This window comes from Rhizobium sp. P1_E6 (assembly GCF_056405875.1).
On record NZ_JBFUBG010000070.1, the window covers coordinates 21506 to 34983 of the forward strand.

General features: G+C 61.6%; 9 protein-coding genes. 1 reads left to right on the top strand and 8 read right to left on the bottom strand.

Features of this window, described 5'->3' with window-relative positions; genetic code table 11:
- The first annotated feature begins 109 nt into the window (after positions 1-109).
- Positions 110-343 carry an SH3 domain-containing protein gene (locus AC1D35_RS25710; protein ID WP_477852121.1) on the top strand — a complete coding sequence of 78 codons (234 nt, stop codon included), beginning with the start codon at positions 110-112 and terminating at the stop codon, positions 341-343.
- Between the two features lie 116 nt (positions 344-459).
- Here AC1D35_RS25710 and AC1D35_RS25715 read toward each other — a convergent pair whose 3' ends face one another.
- From AC1D35_RS25715 to AC1D35_RS25750, 8 genes are all read right to left on the bottom strand, one after another.
- The gene (locus AC1D35_RS25715) at positions 460-3342 is read right to left on the bottom strand and encodes a patatin-like phospholipase family protein (RefSeq protein ID WP_477940666.1); all 2883 of its coding nucleotides are present in this window, start codon (positions 3340-3342) and stop codon (positions 460-462) included.
- A gap of 14 nt (positions 3343-3356) precedes the next feature.
- Positions 3357-5156, bottom strand: coding sequence for a GMC family oxidoreductase (locus AC1D35_RS25720; protein WP_477852078.1), 1800 nt, complete (start codon positions 5154-5156; stop codon positions 3357-3359).
- A gap of 2 nt (positions 5157-5158) precedes the next feature.
- Positions 5159-7948: a hypothetical protein gene (locus AC1D35_RS25725; RefSeq protein ID WP_477940667.1), complete on the bottom strand. Its 2790-nt coding sequence runs from the start codon at positions 7946-7948 to the stop codon at positions 5159-5161.
- A 16-nt stretch (positions 7949-7964) separates the two neighbouring features.
- Positions 7965-9440 (bottom strand): c-type cytochrome, encoded by a 1476-nt coding sequence (locus AC1D35_RS25730; RefSeq protein WP_477940669.1) that lies wholly within the window; start codon positions 9438-9440, stop codon positions 7965-7967.
- Positions 9437-9868 (bottom strand): hypothetical protein, encoded by a 432-nt coding sequence (locus AC1D35_RS25735; RefSeq protein WP_113298670.1) that lies wholly within the window; start codon positions 9866-9868, stop codon positions 9437-9439. The genes AC1D35_RS25730 and AC1D35_RS25735 overlap by 4 nt, the downstream gene beginning before the upstream one ends.
- Complete coding sequence (locus tag AC1D35_RS25740) at positions 9865-11391, bottom strand: c-type cytochrome (RefSeq protein ID WP_477852084.1); 1527 nt, start codon at positions 11389-11391, stop codon at positions 9865-9867. The genes AC1D35_RS25735 and AC1D35_RS25740 overlap by 4 nt, the downstream gene beginning before the upstream one ends.
- A gap of 34 nt (positions 11392-11425) precedes the next feature.
- Complete coding sequence (locus AC1D35_RS25745) at positions 11426-12811, bottom strand: NADH:flavin oxidoreductase (RefSeq protein WP_113298668.1); 1386 nt, start codon at positions 12809-12811, stop codon at positions 11426-11428.
- 454 nt (positions 12812-13265) lie between these two features.
- A partial coding sequence (locus tag AC1D35_RS25750; RefSeq protein WP_477940670.1) for an alpha/beta fold hydrolase occupies positions 13266-13478 on the bottom strand: 213 nt, incomplete at its 5' end.

The window sequence follows — 13478 nt, forward strand, 5'->3', positions numbered from 1 at the left end:
TGTGAATATAGTTCAGTTAGCTGCAACCGGCTTCCTCGCAGGGGTCGTCGCCTTGACCGGAGCCCCTCCCGCCGAAGCCGCCACCGCCCGCGTGAGTGCGGCCACTCAGGTGCGATCGGGACCCGGCACCTCCTATCGTGCGGTCGGCCAGGTGCGCAAAGGAGACAGGGTGAACGTAACCCGCTGCTCGTCGGCGCGCAGGCGGTGCCACATACAATCACGGCATTCGCGCAACGGCTGGGTCAACTCCCGGTTCCTCGATCGCGTTTCGGGTATCCCCGGCGGAGGGCGCGGCAGCGTATGCTTCCATGGCGCCCGCGGATATGTCTGCCTGGGTCGATAGCGATCCGACGACACAACACGTGTTTCAGCTCGAAAGCCTGTCGTTGGCAGTTTGGTGTCGCGACCCAACGGGTCGCATACCCGCCGGCTTGGGCCGCTTGACCTTCTGTTCTTCCTTCATTTCTCTTTGAATGTTTCGCAACCTTGTCCGCTTTGAGTTGCCGCAAGGGCGGCGAGCAGCGATTTCCAGTTTGCATCATGCTTCGAAACGTTGTCGTCTCGAGCCCAAACCTTGACCCTCTCGGCCGCGACCTCGTCCTGGTATGCCTCTGTTATTTCGTTGTGTAGCGTCAGAACGAGCGTTTCTACGTCCTTAGCAGAGAGGACGCTGGTTTCTGACTGGTTGGACGGATTGGCGAACGATAGCGAATTGGGAAGAAGCCAGTGCGTCCCGATCCCCCCGTCCCGGAAAACAGGTGGCATGGCGATCTCGTGTATGTTGGCCTCGGACTGATGGTCGCAATACAGTTTCTCGATTGCCGAGCGGAGTTCCGTCTCGAGACCCAGGCCCAGTTGGCCGCCGGCGCCGAGAACCGAACCAAACCCGAAGCTCTCGCTGTAGCGACCGGCCGAAGCCGAAACATCGGCGATGACGACATGCAAGGGCGGCAATGTCTGCGATGGCTGCAGGGAGGTTTGAAGCGCGCCTCGGATGGCATAGTAGAGTGTCATGGCGCCGCGGTTCTCGACGGCTCCACCATCAGTAACCCAATATCGGGTTTGCGGTTGGCCCGGAGCTTCAACATCGATTGCAGCGTCCGGAAACACCGGCGGAAAGTTGGCACTCAATGCCGCCGCACGCGCGATCGATATATCAGCATTGTCGAGCGTAACGATCTGCATGCGCAGTGAACCATCCGATACCAACGATGCAGGCGCTGCAAGATTGGTCAGCACCAGCCGGCCACCCGCCCCGGCCGCATCGAGAAAGTCTCGGCATGCCGTTGCTCCCCTGGCGAGGGACAGTCCCACCCCCTCCTTGCACGGACGGCGCGGGTCGGGAAAAGATCCGACGATCGCCGTATTGAGCMTGAGGCCGAAAGACGGCTCCTCCATCGTCGCCGCCCCCATATGGCAGACGAAGGATTCAGCGAGAATGGCACCCAGTCGCGACCGTGCAGGCATCCAGCCTTGGACACTTTGGTCCGGCATCTTGGCTTCATCGCAGGTCGACTGAGCCCAGTGCCAGCGTCCAAGGGCGATGCGCATATCGCTTGCGCCGTCGATGGCATATTCGATGAAAGGCAACGCCATGGCCTGCGAAAAATCGTTCCAAGCGTCCTTGTCCATGTTTGCAAGCGGTCGCCGCAGTTCCTGCTCGTGGAGCGCAAAATAGCCAAGCGCAGCACTGCCACCTGACACGCCGCTGACCAGCACGACGTTGCAGATCTGGTCGTGCTCGGCAAGGCCGCGCAGAAGCGAGGCGGTATAGATCGCCGCACGCGTGCCGCCGCCGGAAGCGACAAGGGCAATTCTCGGCGTGGTGGGCAAGAGCGGATTGCAGCTGCCGTTCGGTTGGCCGCTTTCAAACAACAGAGCTGCCGGCTGCTTGCTTACGTGCCTGTCGGAGCGGATCGCCAGTTCCGCAGGCTGCACCGCCCGTTTGAAGGTGAAGTAAAGGGGGCCACCCAGAAGACCATAAGCCAGGGCGCCGACAAGCACGGGATAGACGAGCGTCGACCGCTGGAAATTGCGCAGGCTCGCCAGCAGATCGCCGGCCGGGGCCTGATCCGCGGGCAGACGTTCCAGCTGGGTGCGAAATTGCGTGAGAACTTCCGCAGGCGTCATGAACTGAATCGCCCTGTTGGATGTGGCTTTCGTCTGCTTCTCGTACCGATCCTCATAGAGGCCTTCGATCTTCAGTCGTCCGGCGCCATGCAGCGCGATTTTGCGACCACGGTTCCGCACCGTGCTCAGGGTCTCGGGCCCTTCATAGTCATAGTCGATCTCGACCGGGGTAATGGCGCGCCAGTCCTTGTCCATCAGGCGGATGACCCGGCGCGCAACGAAGTGGTCGCACCAGAAGGCGTAATACCAGGCAAGCGCATAGGCGAGCGCGATATAGCGCATGATCGTCGTGTTACCGTAGCCTCCAGAGCCGGCGTTGAAGAGATAGGTGATGTAGTGAACGTCCGCGAGGCGAAGGACCGCGACGATGATGACCAGGACGCTGATGGCCCGTTGCGGACCTATGAAGAAAAGGCGCCCGATGGTCAGCAGGATCTCCATCAATCGCTCGAAGAGGATGCCCAGAAAAATCGCGAACCAGCAGGCAATCGCCGTCAGGAAGAAGGCGTACCAGAGATAATGGTCCGGCACGAACAATGTCAGCAGTGATCCAGGCAGAAGGATCTCGATGGGATAGCGGATTGGAGCAATGGTGAAGGCTGATGCCAGAGCGGCAAGCGGACCACGTCCCATGAAATCGTAACGGTTCTTCGGCAGGAAAAGCTCCACCCTTGCAAGACTGTCAGCGAGACCACCTCCCGCGTTGGCGCGGAATAAGGTCAACGAGATCAACCAGGCAATGCTCAGGGCAATGATCAGCGCAAAGGCAATCGCGACACCGATATGCAGGCGCGGCCGCACCGTCATCGTGCCATAGGCCTCCGGATGCGAACTGACAATGACGAGTACGGCCACTGTGACAAGGATGACGAGCTGCCCGGCAAGCAGATACTGGTTAAACACCGGATGTCGGGCGCAAGCCAGATTCAATGCAAAGAGAGACAGGAAGCCGATGGCAAGCAGCCCGAGATTGCCCCAACGCATCTCGATCGTCGGACCAAGCGCCATCGCGAGCACAAGAACGCCGGCAAGTACGGGAACGAACCAGGCATAGCCGTCCGGCGCCAGCCATCGCCAGGCGAGGCGGCGCCCCGCTGGCAACGGCTGATTGAGCCAGGCATCGAACCGTCGCCACAAGCGAACGAAAGCCCTCACTCGTTCGCCCAGCCAGTTGTATGCACTGGATTCCGGCTTGCTCTCTTGTTCATCCATCGGCGTGGTTCCAGTCACGAATATCGCTCGGAGAGAATGACATCGGCCGCCTTCTCGGCGATCATGTAGACGGCCGTGGCCAGAAAATAGCCGGGGATCCGCGGGAAGACGGAAGCATCGACCACGCGCAGGCCTTCGACGCCGTGCACCCTGAATCTGCTGTCGATCACGCCCCCTTTGTCGCGGGGGCCGATGGCGCAGGTGCCGCAGGCATGATGGCCCCAGGCGTTTTCTGCGACATAGCTGCGAAGCGCCTCGTCACTCTCGTGCTGCCGGCCAGGCTCTTCTTCGCTTGCGATGAGATCGTCCATCGCATCGTTGACCTTCCTGACAAAGCGGATGGCATGGACGACGGCATCGAGGTCGAGGTCGTAATTGCCGGTTCCCTCGAAGAAGGAATGAAATACGACAGCAGGCAGGGCCGCGGGATCGGCACTTCTCAGCCGCACCGTTCCGCCCTGATTTTCGGTATAGGCCTTGAGGATCGCCCAGGTCATGTAATCCGACTTCCGGATGCGCTCGGAATAGTCAGGATAATAGCCGCGGAAATCGGCAAGCAGCGAGAAGCAATGCAGGTCCGGTGCGCTCAGCGTGTCGCGGGATTTCAGTGTCAGGGAAAACATGACGCCGTTGCTCGTATAGTTGCCGATACGAAATCTGCGCCACCGTCGGTAATGGGCGTCGCGGGTCGTATAGGTGACGCCCTTCAGCGCCGACCAGGGCTTGTTCACCCGGCTGACAACGCCGACTTCGTAACGGTCCTGCAGGTTTCGCCCGACACCCGGAAGCGCCTCGACGACGGAAATCTTGTGTTCGTTGAGATGGCCGGGATCGCCGATGCCAGAGAGCATCAGAAGTTGGGGCGAGGCAAAGGCGCCGCCTGACAGGATGATCTCGCGGCCGGCCCGAAGGACCTCCTCGCGCCCGTCCCCATCAACGCAGCGAATTGCCACCGCCCGCTTGCCGTCAAATTCGATGCGCGTGACCGTGGTGTTCAGGCGGAGTGTCAGGCGGTCGGGGTGTCGCTTCATCACATCGAGCAGCCGCTCGCGCGGCCCGTGCCTTGTGTGGCGGCGCGTTGCAAGCGGGGTGACGCGCACGCCACAGGCGCCGACGTTCCAGTTCCGGTTATCGTTCGGGTCGATCTCGGTCGTCTCCCAATCGGACCCCCGCTTGCCGAAGGCATCGGCGGCCGCACCGACGCAGCGCAAGAGCGCCCGCCACAGCGGCCAGTCGCGCAAGGCCCGCAGCGGCAGCGCTCGTTCCGTCGTCATCCACCCCCACCATCCGTGGCCCGTCGGGTTGAGACCCGTTGCGGCGGCAAGCCATCGCCACAGGAAGAAGCGGTATCGGCAGCGCTCGATACGCTCGAAATAACCCTGCATATGCGAGGCCTTCCAGCTTTCGTCGCCGGTGATCGCAAAGATGTGGTTCCAGTCGCAATGATTGGGCCGGACGATGATCATCGCATGATGGGCAGTGCAGCCGCCGAGCCCGCGCACACGCGGATAAAGCACGCCGTCCTTTTCCTTGGAGTAGCGCCAGTCGCGCTCCTGCATCTCCTGATTTTCGTAGTGGCGCACCCAATGGTTCTCAGCCATGCCGGGATGTTCCGAGGCAAAGGCATGAAAGGCCGGCACGCGACAGGCATCGGCAAGCGGCATGTCGGAGCTGTCGTCCGTCTTCGCCAGAGGATCGCCGCCGGCTTCGATGACGAGCACCGACCGGCCCTCTTCGGCAAGCCGTGCAGCGAGGACGGCACCGCCTGCCCCGCTGCCGATGACGATATAATCTTGGGTCGGCCGGCCGGACATCGTCAGAACTGCTTCAGATAGGAGATCAGAGCATTCTTGTCCGGCTGCGGCAGATCGGCGCCGAATGCATGCCCGCCATTGACCACATAGTCARGGCATTTGCTCAAGCCCACCAGGCGGTCGATGAGCTTGGTGTCGCGCACCACCTTCTCGGCATTGGCGAGCACGGCGGGATCGGCAAGCTCCTCCGGCGTGCATTGCCCGCCGAGCTCGGCGAAGGCGCCGATCAGCGCCGGACCGTTAGCGATCAGACGCTTGTAATTGGCAAACTTGTCCTCCTCGTCATTGTCCGGCAGCAGCTCGGTATTGGTCAGCGCATTGACCGGGAAGCCGGCCGGGAACGGGCCGATGGTTATCGAACCGTCCTTCTTGAAGGCCCAGCCGGCGACCTTGTTCAGCACGCCGGTGAAGGGCCGCACCTTGTCGGGCACGAAGCCCGCCGGCACGATGAGGCAGGAGGGAGCGCTGGTGCGGTAGATATAGCCCGGCACCGGCGCTTCAGTCACCTTGTCCATGCGGCGCGTCTGCGGCGAAAGCATCTGGCGGATCGACCGGTCGAAGACCCCCAGCCTGTTTTCGACGCAGGGCAGATAGGGATCGCCGGCATCCGCCGCCGGGCAGGCGGTGCCGCGACCGGTGCCGTAGCCGCCGGCATGGTCCTGATTATAGTAGTCGGTGCCGTAATAGCTGTCCTCGTGGCCGACCGAATTGTTGAGCAGGAAGGGTGCGGTCGACCAGAGGCTGACCAGCGAGGGCGGCCTCAGATAGCCGCGCCCGTTGCCAGCCGCCTGCAGCGGCGTTGCCGCGCCCGAAACCGGATGATTGACCGTAACCTCATGCGGCGGCGGCAGCGACTTGTAGGTGGAGGAGGTGAAATTATCCCAGATATCACCCGAAAGTCCGTTGGTCGCGATCGCACTGCAGGCATTGGTGCGCACGACATCCATCGGCACGCGCCGTTCGGTCGAGAGGTAATTGCCGTCGAGGAAATCCTTTCCGTCCGCATCCTTTTCGGTGACGAGCTTGACCATGCCGCGCTTGAAGGCATCCGACTGCGCCCAAGCCCAATAGCGGTCCCAGCATTCGCGATAATGCGGGCCGGATCCGCCGCTGGCACATATGCCCTGATCGACGCCGAGGTCGGGCGTCGGCACCGGCTGCTTGCTCGAATGGCAGGCTGCGCAATTTTCGGCAAAGACGATCTTCCCGCGCTCGACCTCGGCCGGATCACGCGCTTCGAGCACTTTTTCTCCGACCGGCGTGTCCTTCAGGTGATCGGCTCGGGCGGCGACCAGGAAGAATATCGCCATATCAGGCGTCATTGCTTCGGTCGCCTGCCAGTAGACCGAGTTCTTCTGGGCGTCGGCGATGCGGATCGGCGAGATCTTCTGCCCGCCGAGGAAGGGGCGAAAATGCAGGAGCCATTCTTCGCTGAAGAGGCCGATATTGAGATAGACGCGATTGAGGGCGCCGAGCGTGCCGACGGAATCGGCACCGTCCTTCAGGACGCGCATCGAGGCGACGGTGCCCGTTGCCTTGTCGTAGAGGGAACCGAAGGCTGCGGTTTGCGGATAGTCTTGCGCCTGCTTGTTGTCCTTCTCGTCTCCCTTGATGATTTCCTTGCCCGTCTTCGCCCCGATGCGCAATCGCTCCAGGACGTCGTAGACAGCATTCATCGTGCGGGGGTTATTCATGTAATCGCTCGACACCAGCGAGGTATCGAGGGAGCCCGGCGGGTTCGTATGGAACAACTGGAAGAGGAAATTCCTCTCGTTCTCAGCTGGTTCCCCCGCCGCCGCGCGCGGTTTGGTATTCCAGAAGAAGATGCGGTCGACCCAGAAATACTGGGCGCCGGGATTGGAGGAGATTTCAGAGAATTCCGGGCTCTCGACGTTCTTCGGCGAATTGATCGGATTGGGACCAACATGGCAGAAGGCGCAGGACATGCCGACACGATAGGGTCGCACGAGATCCTTGTCGTTGTAATATGAAGGATCGGTGTAGTAGCGCAGCGGATCCCAATGTTCGGCGGCCTTGCTGTCGAAATCGGGATTGGGGAAGAGGCGCAGGCCCATCACGCCCGTCGGCTCGCCGTAGTAGGAGCCGACCGGGATCTTCTTCTCTTCGCCCTTCACCTTGACCGTTGTGCCGCGCGAGCCGATCTGCACGCCGGGATAGCGGGTGTCCGCCTCGGCATTGCCGCCGAAACTGTCGGCAGCGCAGTCTTTCTTGCGCTGATCGAGCCACAGCCCCCAATGATCGGGATCCGCTCTCTCAGGGGTATTGTAGCAGGGTTCGTTGACCAGTCCGAGATAACGGAAGCGGTTGTCGCGGCCATAGGCCATCGTCGGATGGGACGAGATGGTCTTCAGCAGATCGAAGGAGCCGATCGTCGAGCGGGCGGCGAAATCCCAAAAGCGGTCGTTGCCGCCGGTCCAGACGATCCAGGCATTCTGCCCGCGGATCGCCGCCTGGCGGACGGCTTCCGGATCGAGCCCGGTGGCGGCGGCGACCTCCTTGATCTCGGCGGGATAATCGGCGCCGGCTGCCGGCGACAGCAGAAGGCCCTTGTCCATTGCCGCGAAGTACGGCTCGCCCGCCCCGGGAAATTCCGCGACAGTGCGATGCGCTGTCTTCGCCTCATCTTCGACATGGCCGAACTGGCTGGAATCCGGTTCGATCAGCCACCAGACGATGAGCGCAACCGCAGCAATGGCGACGACCGCGAGGGTGACGACGGCTGCTGCCGTCCAGGCGAGAAACCGCACGATGCGCTGTCTGACGTTTGCCATCGACCCCTCCTGATGGTCAAAGTGTCTTCAGATAGGAAAGCAGCTGCTCCTTCGCCTCCGAAGGCAAATCCGTGCCCCAGAGATGACCGCCATTCCCGTTGCCCTTAAGGTTCGTATCGTAGAGTGTGCCGTGCCGTTCCCCCGGCGTACCTGCTGCACTCAGGAAGCCGCCATTCTCGGCATCCACCAGATCGTAGCCGCGATAGAACTGCTTCGGCCGCTCGGCAGGCGGAAGAAGCAGGGCACGCAACGTCGGAACGCTGCCGTTATGCAGGTAGGGACCGCGCAGCCACAGGCCGCTAAGACCTGTGGCGACATAACCGTCGGTCTTCTGGAAATTGGCAAAACCCCAAGCATAACGCGGTTCATAGGCCGCATAGCGGTCGCGGGCTGCGGGGGTCCACATGTCCAGGCGATGGCGGTCCGTACCGAGCTCGACGATCGAGATCGGCGTCCGGTAGCGGGCGCCCTTGGCATCGTGGCAGACGGCGCATTGCGCGGTATAGATCGCACGGCCTGCGTCGACCGCCGCCGCATCGACATGATAGGGGTCGCCTGCCGGCTTGAGGGGAGAAAACGGTGACGGTGGCGGACCCTGCAGGCGGATGAAATCCGTGATGCGGCGCAGACCCTCTTCGGCCCCCCCGTAGGATTTATAGGTCATTCCGTCGCCGATCGCGCCGGAGACCACCGTCTCGTAGAGATCGGTCTGCAATCCGTCCCAGTGGAGTGAAAAGCGGCGCGTATTGGTGGCGGCGACATCGGCAAGCGACCACAGGGGCATCATGTCGGAATTGCCGATCGTGCCGTCGTCGGCAAGCCGGAGGTTCTGGAACTTGACCGGGTTGAAGGGATCGATCCGGCCGGGACCCCAGTCCGGCCTATCCTTCATCCAGGCGAAGCTCCGCCCCTGTTCCTGAAGGGCCGACCGGGTCGCGGGGATCAGAACGAACCGGTAGAGCGCCCGCTCCCAGACCGGCATGTCGTAGATCCTGCCGATCTCCGCCATCACCCGGTCGGCGGTGAAGCGCGGATCGGCGCCGACAGCGATCAGGAAGCGGATATAGGCCTGCGGGTTGACCCTGGTCCCTGGACCCGCCTCGACCAGCCGTGCCGGCTGGTCGGCATGGAGCCGGTAGCTGCCTTGGTGACAGAAGGCGCAGTTCGGAGCGACGCGCTCTATGACGCCGAGCGTTTTCACCGACAGGCCGACCGGAACCTCATCGCCAGCGCGCCAGTAGAGGCCGAAGGCGCCGTAGCCGTCCGCGCTGGCCGGCAGATGTTCGGGAAAGAGCTGCGGCAGGACCCGCCAGATCCAGTAGGGAATTCCCTGCGCTTCTTCGTTGCCGATCGAACCGTGATTGAAGACTTCTGCGAGATCATTCGTCCTCGGCTGGGCGACGGGCCGGAAGAGCAGGAAAAACAGCGCGAAGGCGCCGACGACGAGCAGGATCAGAACGGCGAAAAGCCATTTCCAGAAGGCACGCCTCATGCCTGTCTCCCTTCGGCGATGTTCTGCTCAAGCTTCAGGATGCGCAGGAGACAGAAGAGCGTCGCAATGCCGATCGACCCGTCGAGGAAGACGCCGGCGAGATAGCCGATCGGCTGGCCGAAGGCGAAGACGGCGAGAAAGAAGAAAACAGTGCCGAGCGTGCGGGAGGGGAAGACCGCGAGCCAGGCGAAAACGCGGTAGCGGTCGATATCGAGCGTCGCCGGAATGTAGAAGATCGACAGGATTCCGAGCAGCAGCCCTGCAAATCGCGGCCAGATCAGCTGGTTGACGGTGATGCCGAAGACGCCGAGGATCCATTCCGGACAGAAGATGAGCGGCAGGACGAAGGCGAAGTTCAAAAGGATGCCGATCCAGACGAGGACCGCATGCCGTGCCTTCCATTTGCTGAGCGATCGCGACTGGATCATAGCGTCTTCATATACTCGACGAGGGCGTCTTTTGCCGCATCCGGCAGCTCCGTGCCGTAGCGATATCCTTCGTGGCCGGCATTGCCATTGCCGGGCCGCGTCGTGTCATAGCGAAAGAGATCRCCGCCCGCCGACTGATCCGAACGATAGCCCACCCTGGCGAGATCGAACTCGTCGCTGCCGCGCAACCAGACGGACGGCCGCCTGGCGCTCGGCTCGAGCAAATCGCGCAAGGTCGGCACCGAGCCGTTGTGCAGATAGGGCGAGCGCGCCCAGATGCCGTCAAGCGGGTGGTTGGCATAACCGTCCGTCTTGTGGAAGCGGCTGAAGCGCCAGGGATAGCCTGCATAGAGCAGATTCTGCTCGGCGGCGAAATTTTCGGTATAGGAGGTCCAGCGCCCCGCGTCGGTGCCGATATCGGCGAGCGGAACCGTCTTGCCAAGTCGCGTGAAGCTCTGCCTGTCATAGCTGTAGTCCTTCGCATCCCTGAAGCCGTGGCAATCGGCGCAATAATGCAGGAACAGGGTCTTGCCCTCTCCCGCCTTCGCCTGATCGATGCCGGCTACGACGGGAAACGGCGGCGAAGGCAGATCCCACATCCAGTCCTCGATGCGCGCAATCGATGCCCGGTCGACCGTCACGGGCGTCACACCGGCGCCAAGTGCGGCGCTCAGGTTTCGTTCGGCCACGGAGTCATTGTTTCCGTCCCAATGGAGGTTCATGCCTTCGCGCGGGCGCTGGCGCCAGATGGCGGGATAGTCGGAAGAGCCGTTCAGCGCCGCGCCGCTGATATGGGCCTCGTCCATCGGAAAGTTGAACTGCAGTGCCTTGTAGGGGTTGAACGTGTCCACGCGGCCCGGCCCCCAATCCTCCTGGCGCTTGACGAAATCAAGCTGGGTGCCGAGATCGAGGAACGCATTCTTGACCCTGGGGAAGACCACGTGGCGATAGACCAGCCGCTCGAAAATATTGAGATCACCGCCGACCTTGGGGTCGTCGATCGTCGCAATCAGCGCGTCCGCGGTAAAGCCGGGATCACGGCCGACATCGATGAAGAAGCGAATGAATTCCTGCAGGCGCAAATTATTGGATGGCGCGCCGGGAATGAGGTGGCGAACCGGATCGCCGGCCAGATGATAGGTGCCGACATGGCAGACGGAACAGTTAAGCCAGACCCGCTCGATGCCTGAGACCACGCGGCGCGATACCCCGATCGGAAGGTCGTCGCCGGGCTTTTCGTAGAGGAAGCCGAAGCGGCCCCAGCCCTCCGGCCCGAGCTTGTCGGCATACATGACCGGCAATGCCTTGAAGACCCAGTAGGGTGGTCCTGTCGCCGTCTCGCTGCCGATCGAGCCATGCATGAAATGGTCGGCCTGGTCGCGGAAGGCGACGACATACTGATTGACGAAAACCAGGTAGTAGACGACCGCAAGCAACAGCAGCACGACGATCGCCAACCACCAGCGCCGACGCCGGGCGACTGCGATCTCGACGGGCGTTTTGCGGTCGTTGTCGCTGCTCATGAGTCCACTCCGAATGCGCGGGCGATGGCGCGTCTCAATGGAAGGTCGGCGGCTCGAAGACCGACATGACCTGCTTGATCATCTTGCCGTAGCGATCCTCGAAGTTCGTCCCGTCAAAGCGGCTGAGGTCGTAGCAGCCGAGCGGGTTTTCGAGATCGTTGAGCAGACACTTGTTGCAGTAGGTGCATTCCTTCTCGGGGCCGTTGTCACCGGCGAGGATCTTCGGCAGGTCGTTGTTGGCGATCAGCGGACGGGCCATGGTGACGCCGTCGCAAGCTTTCGAGCGGATGGCCTCGGCGATCCTGTCGGCGTGCTGGAAGCCACCCGTACAGAGCACCTTGATATCGGGATCGATCTTGCTGATCGCTTCGGAAACCGAGCGCGCATAATCGAGATTGATGCCTTCGATGACCTTGCCCCTGCGCCAGCGCCACAGCGCCTGGAAGGCACGCCCCAGGATCGGATTGGAAAAGATCGCATAGTTCATCGGCGCCCGCGTGCCCTGCGAGAGCATGCCGTCGTACCAGCGGTGAAGATCGTTCAGCGGCAGGTCGCCGGCCGGATTGCGCGGGTGCGGAAAAGTCGAGCCACTCGAAATGTGGAAGGAGTCGACGCCCTTGCCGCCGTCGAGCAGCATCGTGCAGATCTTCACGGTCTCGTCGAGCGTGTTGCCCTTCTTGATCCAAGGGTAGAGCCAGTCATTGTGGTCGACGCCGTTGATCTTCATCTGCAGATGGAAGTCCTGGCCGACCTCGCGTCGGATCGCCCTGACGATCTCGAGCACGAAGCGCGCCCTGCCCTCCCAGCCGCCGCCATATTCGTCCGTCCGATCGTTGATGCCGGAACTCAGGAACTGTGTGAGCAGATAGCCGTTGGCGCCGTGAAGCTCGACACCGTCGAGCCCCGCCTCACGGGCGCGGCGCGCCCCTTGCGCGAACTGCTCCACCACTTCTGCGATTTCGGGCTTCGTCATCGCCTGGGCTAGCAGGCCGTGGAAGTAGTCACTCTTATCGGTCGAACTCAGGCCCTTGTTGAACAGGTTCTCGACGCCGCCCATGTCCTGCTGGCGGCCGGAATGGCTGAGCTGCATGATGAACCGACAGTCATGGCCGTGGACGCGGTGGCCGACTTCCCGCCAGAAGGGAATCTTGTCGTCGTCGTCGATCATTGCGTAACGCACGAGGATGCGGCCGCGCACCGACACCGGCGTAAAGGAGGAAATGATGCAGCCGATCCCGCCGCGCGCGAACTTCTCCTCCCAGTTCAATCGGGCATTCCCGCCGTGACCATTATAGTCGTCGAACTGGCCGGAAATATTCGATCGAAACAGACGATTTTTGACGCGCAGGGAACGGAACGTCAGTTCGTTGAAGATAACCGCCGCGTTATCGGCATGTGTATACTGACTGTCCGGCTGCATGCGGGGCTCATCCAAAGTAACGTGCCGTGGCAACGAGAGAAAAGGAGAAGAAACCGAAATGCACTGCTGACTGTATAAGTATCAGGTGTGAGCGACGGTATTTCAATCCTATGTAGTTTGCAACTGGATTTGTGCTTGGAATGGAACTAGGTACTTGTGATTGCAAATTTCCCGTATCGCTGAACATTCAATGTCACGCGGTGTGTATCCAAGCAGCAATTTTCACAGCGTTTCTCGCATTTTCTGGTCCAATCTGGCACTGCTCCTCGGCCAAGAGCCCTACCACTTGAAGCCACTCCCGTTGGATTGATCGATCTCGTCAGCGCGGTGGTGTCTTGCAGCTTCCTTTGCCGGCTGCCTTGCCGACAAAAGAGGATCGGCAGCCGTGGCCTCGACCGGCGCTGCAATGTTGCGCAGGGGCGATGACCTCGCTGAGCGGTAGATTACGACGTCATCACGGGATCAGCTTATGAGTATCGAGAAATGCAAGCACCGCGCCTAAAAACTCTTCCGGCTGTTCCAGGTGCGCGAAATGGCCGCTTTGGGCGAAATGTACCAACTCCGAATTCGAACAGCTGTCATGCAGGTTCTCCCCCCATTTCGGACCGCATATGAAATCGTGATCTCCGACGAGAACAAGCGCCGGCACGGAAAGGCTCTGAAGTTT

Coding starts and splice junctions, on each gene's coding strand:
- AC1D35_RS25720 (WP_477852078.1), bottom strand. CDS start 5,156: ATGTCCGGCCGGCCGACCCAAGATTATATCGTCATCGGCAGCGGGGCA.
- AC1D35_RS25730 (WP_477940669.1), bottom strand. CDS start 9,440: ATGAGGCGTGCCTTCTGGAAATGGCTTTTCGCCGTTCTGATCCTGCTC.
- AC1D35_RS25735 (WP_113298670.1), bottom strand. CDS start 9,868: ATGATCCAGTCGCGATCGCTCAGCAAATGGAAGGCACGGCATGCGGTC.
- AC1D35_RS25745 (WP_113298668.1), bottom strand. CDS start 12,811: ATGCAGCCGGACAGTCAGTATACACATGCCGATAACGCGGCGGTTATC.